The following is a 23,923-nucleotide window of genomic DNA, read 5'->3' on the forward strand; positions in this document are numbered from 1 at the left end:
CAAATACTGACAATTTGTAAAAAAAACTGCACTTTTGTCCCAGTGCAATCTGTCTATTTTATTCTCTGTTCCTTGAGCAAGCGGATGTACTCGCTGGGCGAACAACCAATATACTTTACGAAAACCTTATAAAAATACTGCGAGCTCGTAAATCCGCAATCCGTAGCTATCTCTTCCATCCCCTTATTTCCGCATCTCAGTATTTCAATCGCTTCCCTTATTCTGTATCTGGAGAGATATTCATTGAAACCCATATTCATATCCCTCTTAAACTGTCTGATAAGGAAAGTCTCACTGTAATGCAACTCTTCGGCTATCATATAGAGAGTTATCTTCGTATTAAAGTGTTCCCTTATATACCTCAGCACCAACTCCGTCGCCACACTTTTCTTACGCATTTCCCTATCATCAACCAAAACCGGAATATTGATCAGCTCTGCCCTAGCCTTGAGCACCTCATTATAGGCTCGATCATGACTCAGGGCCTCTTTTGCGATCTTAACAGCTTCCCGTAGTTCGTCAAAATCCACAGGTTTAAGTAAATATCTGATTGCTCCAGCTTTCATAGCATGCTGTGCATAAGCAAAGTCCGCGTATCCGCTAAGAATAATGGCACTGTATACAAACTCTCTCGTATCCTCAAGTACTTGCAGGCCATTCTTTATTGGTATATTTATATCCATGACAACAATATCAGGATGTTTCTCTCTGATTGCGCATACAGCTTCTTCACCATCCGCCGCCTCCAATATTTCGATGCAATCCATAGCATGCCAGTCTACAGAACATACAAGCCCCCGTCTTATTACATTCTCATCCTCAACTATCAACAGCTTGTATCCCAATCTTTACTTTTCCTTTCTATAGCGATCCGGAGCAAAACCTCTGTTCCTTCCTCCTTAGTACTGTTCAGCTCTAAACAACTCTCCGGGCCGAATTGAAGCTTAAGTCTCCTGGCTATATTTCTGAGCCCGTAATGGATGGTTTTAATCCCACCTGACTCATTATTTATCAAATCCCTCATTCCCCTCAAGTTTTCCTCATCCATTCCCTTCCCATTATCTGAGACTCTCAGGTACAGATAATCACTGTCGCTCCATATTTTTATCCCTACTTCCAATTTTTTTTGGTGCGGAAGCGCATACTTGATGCTATTTTCTACTATCGGCTGAAGGCAGAGCCTGGGACAGGGTCGGCGAATACAATCATTTGATATATCAATATTATAAATAAATCTGCCTTCGAATCTATATTGTATAATATCCATATAATCCTTGAGATGCGCCAGATCCTCGCCAACTGTAACTATCTTGTCTTCGGCTCCTATACTATAACGAAGCAGGCTCGTAAGCTTTAAAATTATCCCATCTATATTATGGTCACCCAAGCGCACACCGTACCGTATACACTCTAGCGTATTATAAAGAAAGTGCGGGTCAAACTGCGCCTCCAGTCGTAGTCTCTCCATCTGATTATTAAGCCTATCGAGTTCTATATTTTTTTCATTCAGGGCCTGAAGATGGTCAAGCATAATATTGATTCTGTCAGCTATGTCTTCGAATTCGTCTCCTGTAACAAGCTCTATTCTCTTTTCCATTCCAGACTTCTGGATTTCCGTGATCTCCGAACACAATTTATCCAGCGACTGAGAGTTGAGCTCAGCCAACCATTCTGTCAGATAGTTTCCGGAGAAACCCAAAGCAACTAATATTATGACAAGAGTTAAAATAACGACAGCGGTATATTGAGAACTATTCAATGGTTGAATCAAAGTGTAAACGACAACGTCGTAATTTTGCGATCGACTGACAGCTATTCTGTATAAATTCCCTTTATAGACGAATCTGCCCCCATCGAATGAAAATTTGTGCATGGCGTCTAACATGTTCCAGTCGGCAGCAGCAATTGTGTGACCTGCCGTATCAGTTATGACCCCGTCAAATTTGTTTTCCCACATAATTTTCTCTAAATCAGTCCCGCTTATAAAACAAGAGATTGAACCGCTGCGTTCTCCGTCGTCATATAAAGGCATGGTCATCACATACTCGCTGCTCTTGTTGAACTGGGAATAAGTAGAATAGTAGATGTTGGTGTCACCGACATTTTCCCCGGCAAGTTTTACAAATATCCTCCTGCGCATGGTCATCTCTTCATCTGAAAAGCTGCTGTATATCACATTTTCAGATGTGTCCATGAGAATAAAACTGCTGTCCAAAATTGCCCGCCGCTTAAACGAGTTTATATAATAGGCCATATAGTTGTTACTTATTTCATGCGCCAATTTTTGATTGAGTACATTTTTGGTCTCTGCCTCATTTAGGAAATCTGTGTACTCTTGAAAACCTTTCTCCACCACGTCTGAAATCATAATATTATTCATCTTATTTCTATATATATTTAGTCCCACGCCATAAATTAGCAGTAGGATTGCCGCAATACAGAACACAGCTATCAAGATATATTCATAGTATCGTTTGAATTGAATTTTCAATTTTTTCTTATATGTTATCCTGGCCATCAGAACACCTCACTCGGTTTTAAGGAAGCATAATCCCAAATTAACGTTAGTCCCTTTTCGAATAGCTTGGGTAACTAGACATAAATAAACGTTTTTATTTTTATCCGCGTCTTGAAAGTCTCATCCAATATTACAATACAAGAAATTAACACCTCGATATTCAAAATATTTAGTTTTCTTCAAACATTACAGATCACAGATATATCAGTTTGATGCAGATACCTGATGTCCAGGTTATTATTCCGCTGTCTAACGAGATCATAAGCCAATACAACGTCACAGACCGCACAGCCGTCGTATTCTAAATGCTGACAAGCAAACTTAACTTTGCTTTCGAAAATTCGAGGACTCTTCCGGTGCGCTCCGGAATATAATATATGATTACGCTGGTTCCTCAACTTTTATTATCAGACAGATTCGCCTCAATTTTCCGATAACACTGGTACAGCGCCAGATCGCCGCTTTTCCCGTCGGAATAGAACGTCGATTCCAGCGTCAACCCCGCTTCCCCCGCCAGCGCCGCCAGCGAAGCCTCACTAAACAGGTGCACATAGCGCAGTCCGACCGCGTCGTTTGAGCCCGGAAGCGCGTACCGCCAGTCCAGCAGCGTATCGCCCGGTTCGACGTCGCCCTCGCTCAGCCCAATCGTCGACCAGGGAAGCGCCCGCGCCGCCAGCTTCGGCGAATTCTGAAACTGCCAGACCGAAAAAATCGCCTCGCCGCCGGGCCGAAGAAGACGCGCCGCGTTGGCGAAGACCGCCGCCTGCGCCGCTCTTCCCGGAATATGATGCAGCGCCGCGAAACAGGCGACGCCGTCAAAGCGCCGTTCGCCGAACGCGTCAGCCCAACCCGGATCGAGAAGATCGAGTTCGCCGTAATCGATCCGGAACGAATTGGTCGAAAGCCCCGCCGTCAAAGCGCGCGCCTCGGATAAGAGCGCAGAACTGAAATCGCGGCCGCTGTATCCCCCGCGGATTCCGAGCCTCGCCCACTCCGCCGCCAGCGCGCCGGAGCCGCAGCCCAGATCAAGCCATTCGCTCCCGTCCCGAACCGTCGCCAGAAACGCGCGGACGCCCGGCTGAATCCGCCGCCGGGTTGCGGCGAACGCGCCCCCGAACGTCTCGTAAAACTCCCGATTCAGCTCGGCCAGCCGCCGAACGGTTCCCGCGCGCATGAGGCTTAACGTTTCCTGCGAATAACCGGGATAATATTCCCGACGATCTGGCCATGGCCCGATTTCGCGAATTTCGCTAATCCCCCTTCGCTCGTCTCCCGGTACAGCGAAGGCATATCCATTCCCGTCCGCATCATCGTCTCGACCACCTCGTCAAAGCTCACGAAATGCGTCCCGTCGCTGAAGAAAACGTACTCGCCGCAGAAAATCGCCGTACCGACCGCAAACGCGTTGCGCTCGATACAGGGTACCTGAACCAGGCCCAAAATCGGATCGCAGGTCAGGCCCAGATGATGTTCCAGGGCCATTTCCGCCGCGTATTCGATCTGCCGGATGGAACAGGAATACAGCTGCGCGCACGCGGCGGCGGCCATCGACGCCGCCACGCCGACCTCCCCCTGGCAGCCGACCATCGCGCCGGAGATCGAACCGTTATGCTTGACGATATTCCCGATCAGCCCCGCCGTCGCCAGCGCCTTCAGGATCGTATCTTCCGAATGATGTAAATTCTCTTCCAGATAGCGAAGCAACCCGGGAACCACGCCGCAGGAGCCGCAGGTCGGAGCGGTCACGACCTCGCCTCCGGTCGCGTTTTCCTCCGAAACCGCGAGCGTATACGAGATCATGCGCCCGACCGACGCCATCGTCGGATTCATCAAACGCCCGCGTTTCAAATAGGTCGACGCTTTCCGCGAAACGCCGAGACCGCCGGGAATAACCCCTTCGGTATTCAGCCCGCGTTCGATCGCCGCGTACATGACCCGGCGGACCTCCTTCAGATAATCCCAGATTCCCGCCCCCTCGTACTCCTCGACATATTCCCAGAACTGCTTCCCCGTCCGGAAGCAATATTCCATGATCTCCGCTAAGGTTTTATGCGGATAGATCGGGAGCCGCTCGTCGTCGTTCGGCCCTTCCGAGAGCGCCCCGCCGCCGACCGAATATACGGTCCAGCTATGGATCTCGTCGCTCTGGTCGAACGTCGCGGTAAAACGCATCCCGTTTGGATGAAACGGAAGCGTTTTTTCCGGGACCCAGACGATCTCCGCCCGTCCCTGCGGTAAAACCTCCAGGATCGCTTTGTCGGTAAAATGCCCCTTCCCGGTCAGCGCCAGGCTTCCGTACAGCTCGACCATGAAATGCGACGCGGTCGGGTTTTCAGCGTAAAACCGCTCCGCCGCCCGCCGCGGGGCCATCGTATGACTGCTGCTCGGTCCATGCCCGATTCGGAATAAATGCCGAATTGTGTCCATGCTGTTTCCCTGCTTATCCTTTTCCTGATCCGTATGACGCCCGGCTCTTCTGGAATGAGCGCCGTGGCGCTTCGTTCATGGCGCTTATCGAAGAATCCCCATCTCGATCATCCGGGCGCGCAGCGCGCGAAACGAAGCGCCGCGGTGGCTGATCGCGTTCTTCTCCGCCTCGCTCATCTCCGCCATCGTTTTTCCCAGCGACGGGACGTAAAAAATCGCGTCGTATCCAAACCCATTCTCGCCGCGGTCCGCGTCTGAAATCTCGCCCTCGACCGTTCCGAGAACCGTTTCCGTCCGATCCGCGACGGGATCGTAAAACGCTGCGCAGCTGACAAACCGCCCCTTCCATGGGCGCGGGAATGCGCTGAGCCGCTCGATCAGGTAGCGCCGCCGGTCACGATCGTCCGCCCCTGCCCAGGGGCAGAACCGATGCGAATAGACGCCGGGACGCCCGTCGAGCGCGTCGGTTTCCAGTCCGGAATCGTCCGCGACCGCCGGAATCCCGGCCAGCGCCGCGAAAGCCTTCGCCTTCAGGAGCGCGTTTTCGGCGAATGTCTCGCCGGTTTCGTCGATTTCCGCCTCGATCCCGAGGTCCTCCGGCGTTACCCACTCGATCTCCGGCAGGATCGCCCGGATTTCTTCAACCTTATGCGCATTGTTTGTCCCGATAATGAACTTCAACCGTCCCCCGTTCCGACGCCCGTGTTAATGAATGCCAATTACGATCGTCATGTATCGCTGTCAATTATATCAAGCCTTCGCACCCTGGCGGCGAACGCGCCGGTTTCTCATGTAAAAAAAGCCGTTCCAAACCGTCCGCTCCCGTTTCAGCCTCGCCGCGCTGCGCGCCCAAAACATTAAATCCCGTATTCGGCTGTCATTATTCTCCATGCTCTGCCGGTGAATCGCAGATACAATTTGCTGAACGGAACCGTACGCGCCGGCAGGACCATTCAAAAAAAATCAGCGTTCGCCCGGCAGGTTTCAGGAAGGCAGGGACATGACGAAAATTAAAGCAATCCTATTCGACCTGGACGGGACGCTCCTCCCGGTCGATCAGGAAGAATTTACCAAAGCGTATTTCGGCCTGGTCGCGGCGAAAGCCGCCCCGCTCGGGTACGAACCCAAACGGCTCGTGGACGCGGTCTGGGCGGGAACGATCGCCATGGTCAAAAACGACGGGAAAGAATCCAACGAAACCGTCTTCTGGAAGAAGTTCAGTTCAATTTTCAGCGAAGACGCCCGAAAGGATCGGGAAGTCTTCGACGATTTCTATCGCGTCGAATTCAACGAGCTCAGGAAGATCTGCCGTCCGGACCCGGACGCCGCGGCCGCGCTGAAAAGGATTAAGGCGCTGGGGTTTCGGGTCGCGCTGGCGACGAACCCACTCTTCCCGTCGGTCGCGACCGAAAACCGGATCCGCTGGGCGGGGCTTGAGCCCGGAGATTTCGAATTCTATACCGCGTACGAAACGATCGGGTTAAGTAAACCGAACCCGAAGTATTACCTTGAAGTCGCGAACCGGATCGGGCTGGAGCCGAACGAATGCGCCATGGTTGGGAACGACGCGTTCGAAGACGGAATCGCCGGAACGGTCGGGATGCGCGTCTTCCTGCTGACGGATTGCCTGATCAATAAAGACAACCGCGATATTTCCGCGATCCCGCATGGCGGTTTCGAGCGGATGATGGAATGGGCCGAGCGGCTGAATCAGCCAGCCGCGGAATAATACAAACGGGGAGGAGAATTTTCACAGATGAAAAAGATCTTAGTCGCTTACTTTTCCGCAAGCGGCGTAACGCGCGCGGCCGCCGAAACGTTAGCGAAAGCGGCAGAGGCCGATCTCCTCGAAATCCGCCCTGAAACCCCGTACACGGACGCGGATCTGAACTGGAACGATCCGAAATCGCGGAGCACGGTTGAAATGAAAGACCGGGCGTTCCGACCGAAGATTGTCCCAATCGACGCGCAGATCGCCGAATATGACGTCGTTTTTCTGGGGTTCCCGATCTGGTGGTACGTTGCGCCGACGATTATCAATACCTTCCTGGAATCGTACGATTTCTCCGGGAAACGAATTATTCTGTTCGCGACCTCGGGCGGAAGCGGCTTCGGACGAACCGTCGTCGGGCTCAGGCCAAGCGTTTCCAGCGCCGCCTCGATCGAACCGGGACGGATCCTGAATCGGCGCGCGACCGTCGACGAGCTGCGCGAATGGATAAAATCGTTGAAGCTTTGAACGAATCCGTGAAGCCCGAACGCGCTGAATCGAAACGCGCGCTGCGAAAACGGGGAACGATATCCAAGCGAAAGGCCGCGCTCAGCAATCCAGTCGAGCGCGGCTTTCTTTAATTATTGCGTCACAGGTTCCCGCGAGTCGGTTCTCCGGCCGTTACAGTCCGAGAAAATCGATCGCGAAGAAATTCAGGATCGCCCCCTGCCAGATCCCTTTCTCGCCAGCCTCGGTCAGATACTCGACCTGCACGGTCGGGACGCTGAAATCGAGGGTAATCCCCTGAAGCTCGGGGGCTTCCCCGCCGTCGGCGCAGCTGTCAATTTCCTGCCGGGACGTCAGGATCGTCGGACTCTCGGAACCGCCGGCGCCGAAATCGGCGAATTCGCCGTTAACGTATTTCCCCGTCAGCCGATAATCCTCATTCATCCGCTCCGCATACGGTTCGATCTCGACGATCGAGTCGAAACGCGTCTTGCAGCTTTCCGTGCTCAGGTTCGCGATTTTAAAGCTCATTGACGATTTCGTCCGGATATTCGTCGCCAGCGCCAGATTTCCTTCCATCGTCAGATCGGTTTTCGCCGCGCCGTCTTCGCCGTAAAAACTGATCATCAATGGCGAATGATACGCTGCGCCCCAGCCGACCGGGGCTGAAACCGGTTCGTCAGGCATTGGCGCGATCGAGCGGAACCCCGTCATGCGCGAAACGAGGCTGACGCGAATAACCTCCGCGTTCGCGGGAATCGACGACCTGTCCCATTCCGCGCGGTACGCCAGCTCGTCGCAGTCGACCGCGTCCGCCGCCGAATCCGCGTCAATAAATCCGTTCATGACCGGCAGCGCGCATGATTTTTCCGCCGCGCCTGCCCCGATATGGAGATCGAACGATACCGACCCGGCCTCGCCAAGCTCGAAGTTTTCAAGCCTGAAGACCGCCTGATCGGCGACCTGCGCCGTCAGGAACGGCGGCTCAAACATCAGTCCGCCGCCGCCAAGCTCCTGCGCGAATGCGTACCCTGCCGTGCTGAACGCAAGCGCAAGACAAACAATCAGGATTATTCTTTTATACATTTTTCCTCCTATACATATACATATACATATACATATACATATGCATATGCATATACATATACATATACATATACATATACATATACACATAGAGAGTGTAGCGCTGTTACCAAATGCTGTCAATACCGCGTCGTCAATGATCCGACCTGTTCCGCTCCGCGAATCATCCCTTGACCGCGCCGGAAGTCACGCCGGCGACGATATACTTTTGCAGGAAGACATAGAGAACCAGAATCGGCAGCATCGCCAACAGCAGCGCCGCCATGACCAGCCCGATATCCGTCGAATACGTTCCGTAGAACGCCTGCGTTGCAATAGGCAGCGTATACAGCTCCTTCCGGCCAAGAACGAGACTGGGGAGAAGGTAGTCGTTCCAAAACGCCATTGCGTTAATAATCGCCACGGTCGCGATCGTCGGTTTCAGCAGCGGAAAAACGATCCGCCAGAACGTCTGCCACCGGGTACAGCCGTCGATCTCCGCCGCCTCCTCAAGTCCGAGCGGAATATTCGTCCGGATCGCCCTTTCGAACATGAACGTCGCCATGGAAACGGAAAAACCGATATGCATCAGGATCAAAGTCAGTCGGCTATTCAATACATTAAAAATTCCGCCGTAAACCGACACGATCGGGACCATCAGGACCTGAAACGGAATAATCATGGACGCGATCATGAGCGCAAATAAGATCGTCGTCGCCTTCCATTTGTTCCGCGAAATAACGAACGCCGCCATCGCCGAAACCAGGATCGTCAGGATCGTCGCGCTGATCGTAATCGTCAGCGAATTCCCGAATACATGCCAGAAATTCATCCGCCGCATCGCATTGGGAAAATTCAGAAGCGTAAATCCATGCGCGCCGATCAGCGCCAGCGGATTTGAATTAATATCTCCCTTCGTCTTGAATACGTTAATAATGACGAGAAAAAAGGGAAAGATGAACATCAGGAAAACAATGATCAATATTGCAATCATGATTCCATGCGTAATATGTTTTCTTCGTAAAGCCTTTTCGCTGTCGGTCATCATGCTTCCACCTCGTTTCGCTTACCAATCTGAACCTGCGTTATCCCGACAATCGCACAGATAACGAACAGGATCAGCGCCTCCGCCTGACCCAGACCGTAATTCTTATAAACGAACGCCTGATTATAAACGTGCATCGCCGCCAGAACGGAGGAATTAAACGGTTCGCCTTTCGTCAACGACAGGTTGACGTCGTAAACGACGAAGCAGCGCGTAATACTCAGGAACAGACACTGAACGAACGAAGCGCGCATCAACGGAACGATCACGTTCCGCATCGCCTGAAACGGCGTGCATCCGTCGATCATCGCCGCCTCTTTCAAATCTGAAGCGACGCTCATGAACCCCGCGACATAAATCAGCATCATATAACCCGCATACTGCCAGGTTGACACAAGAATCAGACAGAACATCGCCCCATTCGTCGTCGCCAGCAGCGACCCCACAGTTCCGCCGGCGATAGCGGTCCCGAGAGCCACAAACGCTCGGTTAAACACAAATTTCCAAACATACCCGAGAACGATTCCGCCGATTAAATTCGGAACGAAAAAACCGGCCCGGAAGAAATTCTGTCCCCGGATACCGCTGGTAACCATATACGCTAATAAAAACGCAACGATATTGATCAGGATAACCGAAAAGAACGAATAAACAACCGTTCTTCCGAGCGCCTGCCAATATACGCCGTCCCGAAACGCCGCGATATAATTCTCCAACCCGACGAACGGTTTCACCCGGGAAATCCCGTCCCAGCTGGTAAACGTCAGATACAGGCCGTAAACGAAGGGAACGATAACCGTTCCGAAGAAAAGGAAGCCGGCGGGACCCGCGAACATCAGAAACTGCTTCGTCTTATACATCAATGTATTTCGTTTCATGCGAAACCTCTTTTGTTTGGAAACAGGCGTCGCGGTGTCCGCAACGCCTGTTTTATTCTGGGTAAACGATCCTTTATTGAGACGCGCCCGAAAGGGTCACGCCCTTCCAGTAATTCTGGATTTCCTCCGCGAATCCCGCGAGATCCGTCTGGTCGGCGAGATACTTCTGGAAAGCGGCGCCAACGATCGAATAGTGATCATCGGGCAGGTAGTTATAATTCGGGACCAGCCTATCGGAATCCGCGAAGCTCTTAACCGACTTTCCCAAAGGATCGGAAACCGGAAGCGTAATATTCGAATATGCGGGGACCAGGGCGCAGTCATTGACGATAAAATCCTGACCCGCCTCGTCGTAAACGAGCCAGTTCAGGAAATCCTTCGCGGCAGCGCGCTGTTCATCGGAGATCGCCTCGGAAGCATCGATATAGAAATATTTCGAGCCTCCGCCGACGAGCTTCGTATTGTAGTCGTCGTCGGTATTCTGCGGAACGGGCATGACCCCCATATTCTCCGAATAGTTATAAGCGTTAATCACGGACCAGTCCCAGTTTCCGCCGAACATGAACGCGATCTCGCCCTCGGCCAGCTTCTGTTCCGTGACCTCCCGCTCGGCCGAAATCGCCGAACCCTTCGCGTAATTATTCTCTTTCAGGACATCGAACGTGTCCATCAGGGACAGGAAACGGGGATCGCTGATCAGCTCGACCGAACCGTCATGAAGACCCTGGATAAACGCTGCCGGGTCGGGCTGTTCCTCGTAAACCTCAGTAAGATAATGGCCCGCCAAAGACCAGTCTTCCTTCATAACGCCGGTCGGCGATTCCATTCCGCCGGCTTTCAACGCCTCGATCAGCTCCGAAAAACCGTCGAGCGTTGAGACCGAAGTCAGATCGAAATCTTCGCCTGTAATGTTCTTAATCGCGTCCGCGTTGTAGATAACGCCGCGAGCCTCGATGCAGAACGGGAAACCGTAAACCTTACCGTCGATCGTAATTTCCTGCGTCGTATCCTTCGGCCAGTCCTGATCGGATAAATCGATCGCATGATCCGCCGCCAACGCGTAAATGTCTTTTGCGTCCACCATGGCGACCGTATACGGGTCGTTTGAAGCGTACTTTGTCGCCAGATGCTGGGCAACGGTATCGCTCGAATAATAAACTTCGATATCGACGCCTTTTTCCTCGGAATATTTTTTCGCCATTTCCTCCATCTGGCTCTGAATTTCCATCTTCGAATTAAAGACGGTAATCGATACCTTACCCGAGCTGGAAGCGGGTTCGGAACCGCCGGAGGATTCCGTCGTCGAATCCTTACTTCCGCAGCCGGTTAAAGAAAGCAGAACCATTACCAAAACCAAAAACAAACCAAACAGCTTTTTCTTATCCATAGGAATCCTCTCTATAGTTGATTAATATACTTTTGGACGATGCCTCGCAGGCACTTGCTTTTACAAGTTAATATTACCAGCATCCAAATCCTTGTCAAGAATAAATTTCAGTCAAATCTACAGGTAGGCGTGCGAACATTTTTTTATGAAGCTTCCCTTCGCATGCGGGGGAAATCGGCAATTACTCGTAAATCGTGAAATCATCGATCCAAGGATATGGATTATCTGCGTCGCTCGGCTTCATGACGATTGAAATAAAGCCTCGATTAAATGCATCGTCTGAAAATACACATACCTGTTCGCCATTTACCAGCATTTTTATTATATCTTTTTTTATTTCTATTCGCATATTATATTCATAGGATTTAAGCAACTTAACCTGTTCCTGATAAAACTCAAGCGTCTCTCCACTTTCTGTCATAAGGTAACATACCAACTTCTCATCATAATATTTAAACCAATATCCGGCTTCAGATCCGTCTTGCCGTTTAACACCAATTTGCAATTCGTTACGTTTACCCCAGACTGTATCTATATTGCCCGTCTTGAATTCTATGATTCCATCGCCAAAATCAAGCGCGTCTAATTCGACTCGCGGGGCGGCCCCTTCGACCGGTTGAAGCGCTCCATTCACCATACGCCACTTTCCTTCGACGGCAGTCCATTCCGGACGAATCCCCTCGTCGAAATTATCAAAGAACAGCTTATCGGACGATAGCTCCTGGACGAGCCCTTCGTCAGCGCAGGTCGCTGAGACAGCGAACAGGCACAATACGAACAATAAACTTAATACACAGAATCGTCTTCTCATATTCTTTTCTCCTTATCTGATTGATATAAAAATTTTACTATCAGTGCAGACGATCGTTAGTAGAAAAAACGTTATGAGCCGGATGTTTTCCGACGTAACTTTCCCGGTAATTGTATAGATAATTCGCGCATAAATCAATCCTGATAGGACCTCCTTCAATTTGTCAGCAAATTCCGTAGAATACTCTCAACATTTTCTGCCTTTTCCTGTGCTGTTCGCTCCCGTACGTACCGTTTCAGCCACAGCTCGCTATCCATTTCTCCCGCGCGTTGCCTGACTTCTTCTGCGCCACCGATTCGCTCGATCGTAATCGTTGTTGACTTGCCGTTAATGCGAACCGATTTACTTAGGTAATAGGTCAGTGAATTCTTTGAAACGGATTTCGTTATTTTCATAAGGGGCAGGTCCTTTCCCCTTTATTAGATCACATATTCACATATAGCGCTATATATAATTCAACAGAAATTTAACAAAAAAACCCTTTTATGAGAAGTTTTCAGCTTTTTCTTTTTTTACTGTCAAACTTCCGACTTGCCTTTACAAGTTAATATTACCAGCATCCAAAACCTTGTCAAGAATAAATTTTCGGCCATACTTTATCCTTGCAGTATCGGCAGGAAAGAATCTGCTATAATCGTAATAGTTGAATCATAGCCGGGCAAACCTTGCCTCCCTGAAACAGACGAACAAGACATTTGAATCGTGACTGGAAATATGAAACTGTTGCTCGGCGAGACGGTCTAAATGGGACACACGCTGAAAATTATCCGTGTATATGAACTCAAAGAAGGCGTCCCAGGCTACCGGGTGCTGGTGGATCGACTGTGGCCGCGGGGCCTCCGCAAGGAGACCCTGAGACTGGACCGTTGGGCGAAGGAGATTGCCCCCTCGCCGGACCTGCGAAAATGGTTTGGTCATTTGGAGGAACGCCTTGAAGCGTTTAAGGCCCTCTACCGGGCGGAGTTGGACGGCAGTACCGACGCTCGCGCCTTTGCGCGGGACGTGGCCGAAATACTGGAAAAACAGGATGTGCTGCTGCTCTATGCCGCCAAAAGTCCGACCTGCAACCATGCCGCGATCCTGCGGGAATGGCTGGCGGAACAGGAAGAATAACGAATCCATTCCAATCCGTGCCGCCCGCTGTTTATTCAGCCCAGGCGCCGTCAGGCTTCATAAATTTCTTCTTTTTCAAAGATAAAAATTGATCGCAGACATACGATCTGATAAATAAAAAAGAAGACGTTGGCGCCCCTACGTCGCTTCGCACCTGGGACGCCGTTAAAACAAAAAAGAAGACGTTGGCGATTTCCTACTCTCCCAGGAGGTCGCCCTCCAAGTACCATCGGCGTTGACGCGCTTGACTTCCGGGTTCGGGATGTGTCCGGGTATTCCCACGTCGCTTTCGTCACCAACATCTTCTCAATCGTTTACAGTATGTAGCTCTTCCTTACAGAAGCCCCGAAAAGACCCCTGTTCCTTCCATCACGTCTAAGCCTTCGATCATTAGTATTGGTTTGCTCAAGCCATCGCTGACCTTTCACATCCAACCTATCCAGCACGTCGTCTCCGTGCGATCTTATACATTTCTGTCCAGAGAACTCATCTTGAAGCGAGTTTCCCACTTAGATGCTTTCAGCGGTTATCTCTGCCAGACGTGGCTACTCAGCGCTGCAATTGGCATTACAACTGACACACCAGAGGTCTGTCCACCCCGGTCCTCTCGTACTAGGGGCAGCTCTTCTCAATTCTCTTTCGCCCACAGCGGATAGAGACCGACCTGTCTCACGACGGTCTGAACCCAGCTCGCGTACCGCTTTAACCGGCGAACAGCCGGACCCTTGGGACCTTGTTCAGCCCCAGGATGCGATGAGCCGACATCGAGGTGCCGAGCGAAGTCGTCGATATGAACTCTTGGACTTCACCAGCCTGTTATCCCCGGGGTAGCTTTTATCCGGTAAGCCACGGCCATTCCACTCTGTACCGTGGGATCACTAAGCCCTACTTTCGTATCTGGTCGACGCGTTGGTCTCTCAGTTAAGCTCCCTTTTGCCTTTACACTCTCTGACAGGTTTCCATTCTGTCTGAGGGAACCTTTGGGCGCCTCCGTTACCCTTTTGGAGGCGACCGCCCCAGTCAAACTGCCCGCCTGACACGGTCCCATACCCGGTTTCACGGTCTATGGTTAGAACCCAAATATGATCAGGGTGGTATTTCACCGCCGACTCCAGGAACGCTGGCGCGCTCCCTTCTCTGTCTCCCACCTATCCTACACAAACCATACCTAAATCCAATGCCAGGTTACAGTAAAGCTCCACGGGGTCTTTTTGTCCTGCTGCGGGGTAGGCCGCATCTTCACAGCCATTTCAATTTCACCGGGTCTATCGTTGAGACAGTGCTCCAGTTGTTACGCCGTTCGTGCGGGTCGGAACTTACCCGACAAGGAATTTCGCTACCTTAGGACCGTTATAGTTACGGCCGCCGTTCACCGGGGCTTCAGTTCTAAGCTTCGAATTTCTTCTTACCTTTCCCCTTAACCTTCCGGCACTGGGCAGGCGTCAGCCCCTATACTTCGTCTTTCGACTTCGCAGAGACCTGTGGTTTTGTTAACCAGTCACTAGAGCCCTTTCACTGCGACTCGTCAGCCTCTCAGCCTCCGAGCACCCCTTCTCCCTAAGTTACGGGGCTTTTTTGCCTAGTTCCTTAACGATAGTTCTCCCGTTCGTCTTAGTATTCTCTACTCATCCACCAGTGTCGGTTTCCGGTACGGGCGGCTTAGCTTCTTCGCTTAGATGCTTTTCTTGACGACAGGGTCCGCCTCAGTTACGGCTTTCGCCTCCTGACTTCCCTCACCTCAACCCGTGCTTTTTACTCCGGATCTCTTCGGCTGACGTTCATCCACCGGAATCCACTAACCGGCTGGACTCCCCCATCGTTTTCACCTTCGCTCCACTCTGCCGGTGCTGAATTATTAATCAGCTGTCCATCGACTACGCCTTCCGGCCTCGCCTTAGGTCCCGACTAACCCGACGCAGATTGACTTGACGTCGGAAACCTTGGATTTTCAACGAACATGGTTCTCACATGTTTCTCGCTACTCATGCCTGCATTCTCACTTCCGATCGCTCCACGGCTCCTTCCGGTACCGCTTCCCCGCTCTCGGAACGCTCCCCTACTGATCTGTCTTTCAACAAATCCCATGGCTTCGGTTATATGCTTAGCCCCGTTACATTTTCCGCGCACAACCACTTGACCAGTGAGCTTTTACGCACTCTTTAAAGGATTGCTGCTTCTGAGCGAACCTCCTGGTTGTCTCTGTAGCTCCACATCGTTTCCCACTTAGCATATAATTCGGGACCTTAGCCGATGATCTGGGCTGTTTCCCTCTCGACTACGAATCTCATCACCCGCAGTCCGACTGCATGGTTCCCCTTATGGCATTCGCAGTTTGTTTGAGTTCGGTAAGACCTTGTCCCCCTTACTCAGCCAGTGCTCTACCTCCATAAGTTTTCCCCCACACGCTAGTCCTAAAACTATTTCGGGGAGAACAAGCTATCTCTGAATTCGTTTGGCATATCGCCCCTAACCACACGTCATCCCTCAATTTTGCAGCATTGAAAGGTTCGGACCTCCACGAGGGCTTAATCTCGCTTCATCCTGCACATGGTTAGCTCATCCAGTTTCGTGTCTATTCAACGCGACTCCTTCGCCCTCTTCAGACTCGCTTTCGCTTCGGCTCCAGGTTCCTCTCCCTTAACCTCGCCACGTCAAATAACTCGCAGGCTCATTCTCCAAGAGGCACGCCGTCACCCTCGCTTTCGCATCGGGCTCCGACTGCTTGTAAGCTCACGGTTTCAGGTTCTCTTTCACTCCCCTGTTCGGGGTACTTTTCACCTTTCCCTCACGGTACTTGTCCTCTATCGGTCGCTGAATGTATTTAGCCTTGGAAAGTGGTCTTCCCAGCTTCATGCCGTATTAGCGTGCACGGCACTACTCAGGTGTCAGCTCGTGTCTCCGCAGTTTCGCTTACGGGGGTCTCACCCTCTCTGCCGGACTTTCCCACGCCCTTCTGCTTCTGCTTCGCTTTTTTCACTTCTCGCTGATCCTACTACCCCGCTATGCATCCCTGCATATCGGTTTGGGCTCTTCCCCTTTCGCTCGCCACTACTCAGGGAATCCTCTCTTTTCCTCCGGTTACTTAGATGTTTCAGTTCACCGGGTTCCCCTCGACATACTATATATTCATATGTCGATGACTGAGGTTCGCTCAGCCGGATTTCTCCATTCGGACATCCGGGGATCGGCGCTCGTTCACAGCTCCCCCCGGCTTTTCGCAGTGTCCCACGTCCTTCTTCGGCATTCAACGCCAAGGCATCCCCCGTGAGCTCTTAGTAGCTTTTACGTGATGCAAGGAGCAGGGCTCTTTTCCCTTCCCCTTACTTTCTTCGTTCTCGGTTTTTTTACCTTGACTTTTTTTCTTGGTTACTTTTGTTAAATCTTTCAGATTTCTCTTCTGTTTGATTTAGCCTACATACTGTATTCGATTGTCAATGTGCCCGTCTTCCTCTTTGAAAGACTTTTACTAATCGAATCCACAGATTCGCTCAGTAAAACTCCCTCAAATCCCTGTGGAGATGGGGGGACTCGAACCCCCCGCTTCTGCCTTGCAAAGGCAGCGCTCTCCCGGCTGAGCTACATCCCCCTCCTCGTCCTTGTGGGCCATTCAGGACTCGAACCTGAGACCTCGCCCTTATCAGAGGCGCGCTCTAACCAGCTGAGCTAATAGCCCTCCTTTGACAATTCAGAACCAGCAGAAATACCCCACCAGTCCCCCGTTCGAGACCTGATTCTGCTCCCGCTTCCTCAGGGTTTCTTTCGATCGTCTTCAGCCCTTGGACCTCCGACTCTCTCCATTTAGAAAGGAGGTGATCCAGGGCCACTTTCCAGTAGCCCTACCTTGTTACGACTTCGTCCCAGTTATCAACCCCACCTTTGACGGCTCCCTCCTCTCGGTCAGGATACCGGCTTCAGGTGTTGCCAACTCCCATGACGTGACGGGCGGTGTGTACAAGGCCCGGGAACGTATTCACCGTAGTATCGCTGACCTACGGTTACTAGCAACTCCATCTTCATGCAGGCGAGTTGCAGCCTGCAATCTGAACTACGACCGGCTTTTCAGGATTGGCTCCGCCTCGCGGCTTCGCTACCCTCTGTACCGGCCATTGTAGCGTGTGTGTAGCCCGGGATATAAAGGCCATGCTGACTTGACGTCATCCCCACCTTCCTCCGGCTTTCTACCGGCGGTCTCGCGTGACACTTGTAACACGCGACAAGGGTTGCGCTCGTTAGCGGACTTAACCGAACATCTCACGACACGAGCTGACGACAGCCATGCAGCACCTGTTCAGGCTCCCCCGTAAGGGTCATCCGGCTTTCGCCTTCTTACTACCTGTATGTCAAACCCCGGTAAGGTTCTTCGTGTATCATCGAATTAAACCACACGCTCCGCTGCTTGTGCGGGCCCCCGTCAATTCCTTTGAGTTTTAATCTTGCGACCGTACTCCCCAGGCGGTAGACTTATCGCGTTCGCTTCGACACTCTCAGCTTTTACCCCGAAAACGTCCAGTCTACATCGTTTACAGCCAGGACTACCGGGGTCTCTAATCCCGTTTGCTACCCTGGCTTTCGCGTCTCAGTGTCAGTTAAGTCCCAGTAAGCCGCTTTCGCCTCTGATGTTCTTCCGGATATCTACGCATTTCACCACTACTCCCGGAGTTCCGCTTACCTCTAACTCACTCTAGCTCTACAGTCACGTACGACCTCCCCCGGTTAAGCCGGGGGCTTTCACATCCGTCTTGTTTTGCCTCCTACACGCTCTTTACGCCCAGTAAATCCGGATAACGCTCGTCTCCTACGTTTTACCGCGGCTGCTGGCACGTAGTTAGCCGAGACTTATTCCCGTGGTACTGTCCTTCCTCTTCCCACGTAAAAGAACTTTACGACCCGAAGGCCTTCTTCGTTCACGCGGCGTTGCTGCTTCAGGCTTTCGCCCATTTAGCAATATTCCCTACTGCTGCCACCCGTAGGTGTATGGACCGTGTTTCAGTTCCATTGTGGGGGATCACCCTCTCAGGTCCCCTACCCGTCTTCGCCTTGGTGAGCCGTTACCTCTCCAACTAGCTGATGGGCCGCAGGCCCCTCCCAAAGTAGATTCCTCTTTTACTATCGGCTCTCTGACTCCCGATAGCTTATGCGGTTTTGTCGCTCGTTTCCAAGCGGTATTCCCCTCTTTGGGGCAGGTCACCAACGTGTTACTCACCCGTTCGCCACTGGTACATCGCTGCACCCGTTCGACTTGCATGTATTAGGCACGCCGCCAGCGTTCATCCTGAGCCAGGATCAAACTCTCCGCTGATCTTCTTACGGCCTCTCGGCCGCCTTTTCCTTCTCTGCTCTCTCGGAATTTATCTGGTTTCTTCTGTATTTCTGCTGCTTCTCAATTGTCAAAGTGCTTCCTTACTTCGCCCTTCCTTCCGTCCGAGCGCAAGTAAGTATTATACGGGCTTTTCTTTTCCTGTCAAGCCCCATCGCTTTTTTCGTGACTTCACCAGCTCCGCCGCCTGACTGCCCGTATTCCTTTTTTCAATGTCCGCGCTCTTTCCCTCTGCGCAACAGTCCCCTATTATACGCTCTACCTTCTCCCTGTCAACCTGCTCCCTCTTTTTCCGTGACGCTTTGTAATTAGTTTGTGATATTGTTTTAGAGAAGTTTTTCAGAAACTGACCTGTCGGCTATCATAACGCAAGCTTGACAGATGGAAATATGTTTTTTCATCTCCTTTCTCCTCAAGAGATTTTAACGTGAGCTACGCAAGATGGGAAAAACAATATGTCGCTTATCCAGCAAAACAAGTGACAAAAATCATCTTGTTTTTCTCATGACTGCATCTAAAATATAAGATATATTATATGGTCAAATTTATTTTACACTCAGAGGTGATCCTATGCATGGACAGAAGGCAGTCTGTCTGGTTTTAATCATCACAGCGTTCCTTCTCGTCCCGATCCCATCCCAAGTCTTCGCAATCTCCGAATTCAACTGGGAGCTTCGCGCTTATCGGGACTTTTCCGTCGCCTGCGCCTTTTCTACAAGCGACGCGAATCCGCCCGGGAACGATGTCCTTCGCATCCACTGCGGCGATCGGATCGCGTCCGAATTCGCGCTGACGCCGCAATGCGACGATCCGACGTTTCTGGCCTGCGACGGCTATTTTCTTCGTGGCTTTTCGCTCCAGTCTGATCCGCACGAAGACATTTGGATCGGCAGCAGCTCATTCATGGGGCTGCGCGAAATTGAAATCCGTCCGTTGAACTGCGAACCCAACGCCATCTGCGATCAGATTCCGATTATCGAATTCTCCGTACGGTCCCAGTCAGACGCGCAGTCTGTTTTCCAAATCACGATCGATAACGAAGATTTCACATGCGCAGCGCCAGTCTGCCAGATTGCTTTAGCGCCGCCTTCCTCTAAAAAGAATTCATGGATCACCGCAAGCCTGATCGATCCGGAGGGAACCAGTGGAAAGCTGCACCATATTTTTTTTCGATTTAAACGGCTCATGCGCTCCCCGGATCTTTTTTTTCTGGAATGGCTCTGGTGCGATCGGTTCGGGGACTCGCTATACGGGGCGGAAAACTGGTACGTCGTCCCGTCGCCCTTAGAGCTGGGCAGACTGGACGGAACCGTATTAGCGCCCAGTCAGACGGAAGACGATATCTATACGGAATATCAGCTCTACGGCCTCTGCGCAGAGTTCATCAGAAACGGCACGGTTCGCGCTCGCGACTGTCCAGGATTCGGGCTTTTAGACGGGAAAACTCCCAACGGATGCGGAATCGACGCATGCCGTGAGCAGGTTATCCTGCGCCAGAACGACGCGAACCAGCAGATTACGCGCGCCGGAACCGCGTTTCGAATTCCGCCGGGACTCCTGAAAAACGTCCTGCTGGGCGAATCTCAATTCACGAAATTTTCCGGACAACCCGGAGAAATCGGAGCGGGTCATCTGACTCAGCTTGGCGTGGATACGTTGCTGCGATGGTCGCCTTCGACGTTCGCGTCCGCGTGCGCGGAAGTTTACCCGCTTCTGCCGGAGCTCTGCGCCGCGGGATATGAGGCCATGGACGAGCCGCATCGCCGCCTCCTTCGCGGCGTTATCGTCCGGGAAGCGCGCGCGGACGAAGGTATTATGCTGACCGCCAGAATTCTTTTCGCCTGCGAAAGACAGGTTGGCTGGATCATTATTGATCTGCGGAATCGGCCGCTGCAGCATATTACGGATTATCAGACGTTGTGGAAGCTGTCGGTCGCGACCTATCATGCCGGCGCCGAATGTACGAGGCAGGCGATTACGCGAACGGTGAAACAGCAATATGCGATCCAGTGGACGAATATTAGAAGGAACTATGTCGGGAAATGCCGCTCAGCTCCGGCTTACGTGGATATCGTATTCAGTCCCGACTATCCCAGGTATCCGCCGCTTATGTCCAGCGCGGATCACTGAACTTCCGCTCGCCTTGCGCAAAATCGAGCCGCTTCTGAAGTTCCTCCTGATTCATCGTATAAACCTTCGCGCTCAATTTTAATGGGTGTGAAATGAACAGCAATCGCTTTCGGTTTTGAGCACGGCGTCCGCCGGGAAGGTCGCCAACATTGGAATAGAACATCATATGACCGATTTTATGCACAAGCGTTTTGGAACGTACCTATAGAAAAAACTGCTTATTTTTCTGGCCTGACATCAATTTCAAACCTGTTTCTATCTCCACGATAATGCGAAAATGCATAATCTATGACAATTCCAGCTTCATTTCTGGCAATCGTATTAAAACATAATATGGGGCTATCTACAGCTATTTGAAGAAGCAGGGCATCCTCGCCAGAAGCGTTTTCAGCCGAAACAATCGTCTTTGTCTGCTCGATTCGCGTCATAGGATTATTTTTTAACGTCTCATACAACGATTCAAAACGGAAATCATGGCTTAAAATAAAGCTGCAATATTCAAATGGTAAAAAATTATGGATTGTAACCAACGGTTCATCATCCGCAAATCTCCGCCTGAACATTGATATGATTTTAGTCCCAGCTGATAACCCCATAGAACCTGACAGCTCAGAAGAACCCGGAATGATACTTAGATGAATCAATTCTGTTTTAGAAGTTTTCCCCAGCTGCTTTACTTGCTGATAAAAAGGTTCGAAAGGATGAATATGACTAATCTCTGATTTCGGATAAGTTACGAACGTGCCCTTGCTTGTCCGTCGGTCAAGCCAACCCTCTTGAACCAATTCGGCGATTGCTTGTCGAACTGTAGAGCGACTAATCTGATAAGTTTCCTGAAGTTCAGCTTCCGTCGGAATAATATCTCCCTCTCGATATAATTTGTTCTGAATTTTTTCGAACAAGATACTTTTCAGCTGATAGTATAAAGGGATCGGAATATCGCGATTTAGCTGGTCTTTATCTTTTAGCGAGTCGTTTTCTGTTTTCATTCGCTCAATTTTCACTTAGTAAAAGTTCTTGTATAATCTCATGCCCTTGTTCGCATGAACTAACAATATTTTATCAAGCAATCTCAAACAAGAAACTTGTCATCGCTTTTTTATGAGGTAAGTCACTACAAAAAAATTTGACAGGATAAAAAAACATGAGAAAATATGAACAACACTTTGTACGAACATAATTACAAACGGACAAATACGAGGATGTCATGAAATTTCTCTGTATCGGAATGATGGTATGCGACTATATCATTACTCAAATCCCCATGGAAATAATGTCAATAAACGGAGCCGTAATCCGCGATTTAAAAATTACAGGAGGCGGAGACGCATTAAATGTTGCCGTAGCTCTTTCTCAGTTAGGAGAGCAGGTCGCTATAGCAGGTCGAATCGCAGACGATCTCCCGGGAAAATACCTGCTGGAATACTGCGAGGGAAACAATGTCGGCGTTAACGGCGTAGTTACAGATAAAAATTTTAAAACCGCAACTACCTTCGCTATTGTAGACCCGACGGGCGAAAGACATTTTCTAATTGAGAATAAAATCTACGAGACTTATACGGACAAGATAGCTCCGCTATCAGCAATCGCGGGAAACGACATCATATACATCGGAAGCGCCTTAACGTTCCCGCAAATGGATCAGGGAGGAATTGCGAAGATTTTTTCCCATGCGAAGAACCTTGGAAAAATAACGGCGATGGATGCGGCTATTCACGGACAAACATACAATAAAAATCTTCTCCGCTCTCTTCGGCCGGCGTTAGAAACAACGGATATTTTTCTTCCGAGCCTTGCGGAGATGATTGTCCTGACGAATCAGCGGAATCCTTACAAAATTGCGGATTGCTTTAAAGAATTCGGAATAAAAACGTTGGTGATAAAACTTGGAAAGGATGGATGTTATGTAACTGATTTTAACATGGAAAAAATCATACAGGCTGTTCCTGTTCCTCACGTAATTGACACGACTGGAGCAGGAGATACATTTGTGGCTGGGTTCCTATGTGGATGGGCTCATGGATATAACCCGTTTGATTGCGCAAAAATCGGGAATATCGCCGCATCATACTCTATTCAACAAATCGGTAGCGGAATCGGATTACCGACATTCACCGACCTTGCCAAAAGTTTAATATCTGAATCTTATTAATAGGAGAATCTATGAAATTTGCGCCAATGAAAGAATTATTGTATTTTGCTGAGAAGAAAGGAATCGCGTATGGAGCTTTTGTGACGGTTTCGTATGAGACAGCTTTAGCAGCAATTGAAGCGGGATCGGAATTAAATATTCCCGTAATTTTTATCACAGGAACAGATTGCTGCGATCTGATGGGAGGATTTGAGGCTACCGTTGAAACCGTAAAAAGGGCGGCAGCGCGAGCAACAATCCCGATCGTGCTTCATCTCGATCACGCAAAAACGTTTGAAGACTGCGCGAAAGCGATTAACGCAGGGTATTCGTCCGTTATGATCGATGGATCAGCGCTCCCATTTGCAGAGAATGTCGAATTGACACGAAAGGTTGTAGAACTGGCTCATCCCTTAAGCATCACGGTTGAGGGTGAATTGGGCCGTCTTGTAGGCGAGGAAGGCGATCTCCTTGTGAAAGGACCAGAAGCTGCGCAAACTGATCCGGATGAAGCAAGAGAATTTGTTGCAAAAACTGAAGTTGATTGCCTTGCAGTCAGTATCGGGACGCAGCACGGACAATATACAGCTGAACCAAATCTGAATATCAGAAGATTGAAAGCAATTAAAGAGAAAGTAAACGTTCCGCTCGTTCTTCATGGCGGATCAGGAACTCCGATCGACCAGATTCAGGATTCGATTCGAAACGGAATCCGGAAAATAAACGTTGCTACAGATGTGCTGATTGCGGTCGCCAATTCGTTTGAAGAAATGAAAAGAAATCCGGATTTTAAATACAATACGGCGATGTTCGTTAATTCGAAAGAAGCCGCAAAGCGTCTCATCCTTCTGAAGATGAAACAATTTAGTATGCATTAATTAAA

Annotated in this window: 18 protein-coding genes, 2 tRNA genes and 3 rRNA genes; 5 read left to right on the plus strand and 18 right to left on the minus strand. The window is 50.4% G+C overall.

Features of this window, described 5'->3' with window-relative positions:
- Positions 1-53: 53 nt before the first annotated feature.
- The 5 genes from BEQ56_11720 to BEQ56_11740 all read right to left on the minus strand — a co-directional run bounded on the left by BEQ56_11720 (position 54) and on the right by BEQ56_11740 (position 5,626).
- Positions 54-845, minus strand: coding sequence for a hypothetical protein (locus tag BEQ56_11720; protein ID AOH44079.1), 792 nt, complete (start codon positions 843-845; stop codon positions 54-56).
- Positions 827-2,518: a hypothetical protein gene (locus BEQ56_11725; GenBank protein AOH44080.1), complete on the minus strand. Its 1,692-nt coding sequence runs from the start codon at positions 2,516-2,518 to the stop codon at positions 827-829. Before BEQ56_11725 ends, BEQ56_11720 begins: the two co-directional genes overlap by 19 nt.
- A 394-nt stretch (positions 2,519-2,912) precedes the next feature.
- Complete coding sequence (locus tag BEQ56_11730) at positions 2,913-3,692, minus strand: hypothetical protein (GenBank protein AOH44081.1); 780 nt, start codon at positions 3,690-3,692, stop codon at positions 2,913-2,915.
- A gap of 5 nt (positions 3,693-3,697) precedes the next feature.
- On the minus strand, positions 3,698-4,945 hold the full coding sequence (locus BEQ56_11735) for a serine dehydratase (GenBank protein ID AOH44082.1): 1,248 nt from the start codon (positions 4,943-4,945) through the stop codon (positions 3,698-3,700).
- An 84-nt stretch (positions 4,946-5,029) separates the two neighbouring features.
- Positions 5,030-5,626, minus strand: a complete 597-nt coding sequence (locus BEQ56_11740) for a non-canonical purine NTP pyrophosphatase, RdgB/HAM1 family (GenBank protein ID AOH44083.1) — start codon at positions 5,624-5,626, stop codon at positions 5,030-5,032.
- 328 nt (positions 5,627-5,954) lie between these two features.
- Between BEQ56_11740 and BEQ56_11745 the strand changes: the two genes are divergently transcribed.
- Positions 5,955-6,674 carry a hypothetical protein gene (locus BEQ56_11745; GenBank protein ID AOH44537.1) on the plus strand — a complete coding sequence of 240 codons (720 nt, stop codon included), beginning with the start codon at positions 5,955-5,957 and terminating at the stop codon, positions 6,672-6,674.
- A gap of 27 nt (positions 6,675-6,701) precedes the next feature.
- The gene (locus BEQ56_11750) at positions 6,702-7,184 is read left to right on the plus strand and encodes a flavodoxin (GenBank protein ID AOH44084.1); all 483 of its coding nucleotides are present in this window, start codon (positions 6,702-6,704) and stop codon (positions 7,182-7,184) included.
- 153 nt (positions 7,185-7,337) lie between these two features.
- Here the strand turns inward: BEQ56_11750 and BEQ56_11755 are convergent, their stop codons facing one another.
- The 12 genes from BEQ56_11755 to BEQ56_11810 form a co-directional block, all read right to left on the minus strand.
- Entirely contained in the window at positions 7,338-8,249 is a 912-nt protein-coding gene (locus BEQ56_11755; protein ID AOH44085.1) for a hypothetical protein, read from the minus strand.
- Between the two features lie 163 nt (positions 8,250-8,412).
- Positions 8,413-9,273: a sugar ABC transporter permease gene (locus tag BEQ56_11760; GenBank protein AOH44538.1), complete on the minus strand. Its 861-nt coding sequence runs from the start codon at positions 9,271-9,273 to the stop codon at positions 8,413-8,415.
- Complete coding sequence (locus tag BEQ56_11765) at positions 9,273-10,151, minus strand: ABC transporter permease (protein ID AOH44086.1); 879 nt, start codon at positions 10,149-10,151, stop codon at positions 9,273-9,275. Before BEQ56_11765 ends, BEQ56_11760 begins: the two co-directional genes overlap by 1 nt.
- Positions 10,152-10,224: 73 nt before the next feature.
- On the minus strand, positions 10,225-11,496 hold the full coding sequence (locus tag BEQ56_11770) for a capsular biosynthesis protein (GenBank protein ID AOH44539.1): 1,272 nt from the start codon (positions 11,494-11,496) through the stop codon (positions 10,225-10,227).
- A 223-nt stretch (positions 11,497-11,719) separates the two neighbouring features.
- Positions 11,720-12,349 (minus strand): hypothetical protein, encoded by a 630-nt coding sequence (locus BEQ56_11775; GenBank protein ID AOH44087.1) that lies wholly within the window; start codon positions 12,347-12,349, stop codon positions 11,720-11,722.
- Between the two features lie 155 nt (positions 12,350-12,504).
- The gene (locus tag BEQ56_11780) at positions 12,505-12,744 is read right to left on the minus strand and encodes a hypothetical protein (protein ID AOH44088.1); all 240 of its coding nucleotides are present in this window, start codon (positions 12,742-12,744) and stop codon (positions 12,505-12,507) included.
- Between the two features lie 253 nt (positions 12,745-12,997).
- On the minus strand, positions 12,998-13,471 hold the full coding sequence (locus tag BEQ56_11785) for a hypothetical protein (protein ID AOH44089.1): 474 nt from the start codon (positions 13,469-13,471) through the stop codon (positions 12,998-13,000).
- Positions 13,472-13,645: 174 nt separating this feature from the next.
- Positions 13,646-13,762: ribosomal RNA gene (rrf, locus tag BEQ56_11790) — 5S ribosomal RNA — on the minus strand.
- Between the two features lie 73 nt (positions 13,763-13,835).
- A 23S ribosomal RNA gene (locus BEQ56_11795) occupies positions 13,836-16,748 on the minus strand.
- Between the two features lie 227 nt (positions 16,749-16,975).
- A tRNA-Ala gene (locus BEQ56_11800) sits at positions 16,976-17,048 on the minus strand.
- 10 nt (positions 17,049-17,058) lie between these two features.
- Positions 17,059-17,135: transfer RNA gene (locus BEQ56_11805), tRNA-Ile, on the minus strand.
- A 126-nt stretch (positions 17,136-17,261) separates the two neighbouring features.
- A 16S ribosomal RNA gene (locus BEQ56_11810) occupies positions 17,262-18,756 on the minus strand.
- The 16S, 23S and 5S rRNA genes sit together here with 2 tRNA genes alongside, the layout of an rRNA operon.
- Before the next feature lie 593 nt (positions 18,757-19,349).
- On the opposite strand from BEQ56_11810, the gene BEQ56_11815 reads away from it, so the two are divergent.
- Positions 19,350-20,909, plus strand: a complete 1,560-nt coding sequence (locus BEQ56_11815; GenBank protein AOH44090.1) for a hypothetical protein — start codon at positions 19,350-19,352, stop codon at positions 20,907-20,909.
- A 218-nt stretch (positions 20,910-21,127) separates the two neighbouring features.
- On the opposite strand, the gene BEQ56_11820 is transcribed toward BEQ56_11815, so the two are convergent.
- The gene (locus BEQ56_11820; GenBank protein ID AOH44091.1) at positions 21,128-21,898 is read right to left on the minus strand and encodes a hypothetical protein; all 771 of its coding nucleotides are present in this window, start codon (positions 21,896-21,898) and stop codon (positions 21,128-21,130) included.
- 218 nt (positions 21,899-22,116) lie between these two features.
- Between BEQ56_11820 and BEQ56_11825 the strand changes: the two genes are divergently transcribed.
- Together BEQ56_11825 and BEQ56_11830 are read left to right on the plus strand one after the other, a co-directional pair.
- Positions 22,117-23,061 (plus strand): hypothetical protein, encoded by a 945-nt coding sequence (locus tag BEQ56_11825; protein AOH44092.1) that lies wholly within the window; start codon positions 22,117-22,119, stop codon positions 23,059-23,061.
- 11 nt (positions 23,062-23,072) lie between these two features.
- Entirely contained in the window at positions 23,073-23,918 is an 846-nt protein-coding gene (locus BEQ56_11830; GenBank protein ID AOH44093.1) for a ketose-bisphosphate aldolase, read from the plus strand.
- Positions 23,919-23,923 lie beyond the last annotated feature (5 nt).

Source organism: Anaerolineaceae bacterium oral taxon 439, from assembly GCA_001717545.1.
In the GTDB taxonomy this organism is placed as follows: domain Bacteria; phylum Chloroflexota; class Anaerolineae; order Anaerolineales; family Anaerolineaceae; genus Flexilinea.

Bases quoted from the DNA above. Each gene is read 5' to 3' on its own strand.
- BEQ56_11730 (AOH44081.1), bottom strand. From the start codon at position 3,692: ATGCGCGCGGGAACCGTTCGGCGGCTGGCCGAGCTGAATCGGGAGTTT.
- BEQ56_11750 (AOH44084.1), top strand. From the start codon at position 6,702: ATGAAAAAGATCTTAGTCGCTTACTTTTCCGCAAGCGGCGTAACGCGC.
- BEQ56_11770 (AOH44539.1), bottom strand. From the start codon at position 11,496: ATGGTTCTGCTTTCTTTAACCGGCTGCGGAAGTAAGGATTCGACGACG.
- BEQ56_11760 (AOH44538.1), bottom strand. From the start codon at position 9,273: ATGACCGACAGCGAAAAGGCTTTACGAAGAAAACATATTACGCATGGA.
- BEQ56_11755 (AOH44085.1), bottom strand. From the start codon at position 8,249: ATGTATAAAAGAATAATCCTGATTGTTTGTCTTGCGCTTGCGTTCAGC.
- BEQ56_11785 (AOH44089.1), bottom strand. From the start codon at position 13,471: ATGGATTCGTTATTCTTCCTGTTCCGCCAGCCATTCCCGCAGGATCGC.
- BEQ56_11725 (AOH44080.1), bottom strand. From the start codon at position 2,518: ATGGCCAGGATAACATATAAGAAAAAATTGAAAATTCAATTCAAACGA.
- BEQ56_11765 (AOH44086.1), bottom strand. From the start codon at position 10,151: ATGAAACGAAATACATTGATGTATAAGACGAAGCAGTTTCTGATGTTC.
- BEQ56_11820 (AOH44091.1), bottom strand. From the start codon at position 21,898: ATGAAAACAGAAAACGACTCGCTAAAAGATAAAGACCAGCTAAATCGC.
- BEQ56_11780 (AOH44088.1), bottom strand. From the start codon at position 12,744: ATGAAAATAACGAAATCCGTTTCAAAGAATTCACTGACCTATTACCTA.
- BEQ56_11830 (AOH44093.1), top strand. From the start codon at position 23,073: ATGAAATTTGCGCCAATGAAAGAATTATTGTATTTTGCTGAGAAGAAA.
- BEQ56_11775 (AOH44087.1), bottom strand. From the start codon at position 12,349: ATGAGAAGACGATTCTGTGTATTAAGTTTATTGTTCGTATTGTGCCTG.
- BEQ56_11735 (AOH44082.1), bottom strand. From the start codon at position 4,945: ATGGACACAATTCGGCATTTATTCCGAATCGGGCATGGACCGAGCAGC.
- BEQ56_11815 (AOH44090.1), top strand. From the start codon at position 19,350: ATGCATGGACAGAAGGCAGTCTGTCTGGTTTTAATCATCACAGCGTTC.
- BEQ56_11825 (AOH44092.1), top strand. From the start codon at position 22,117: ATGAAATTTCTCTGTATCGGAATGATGGTATGCGACTATATCATTACT.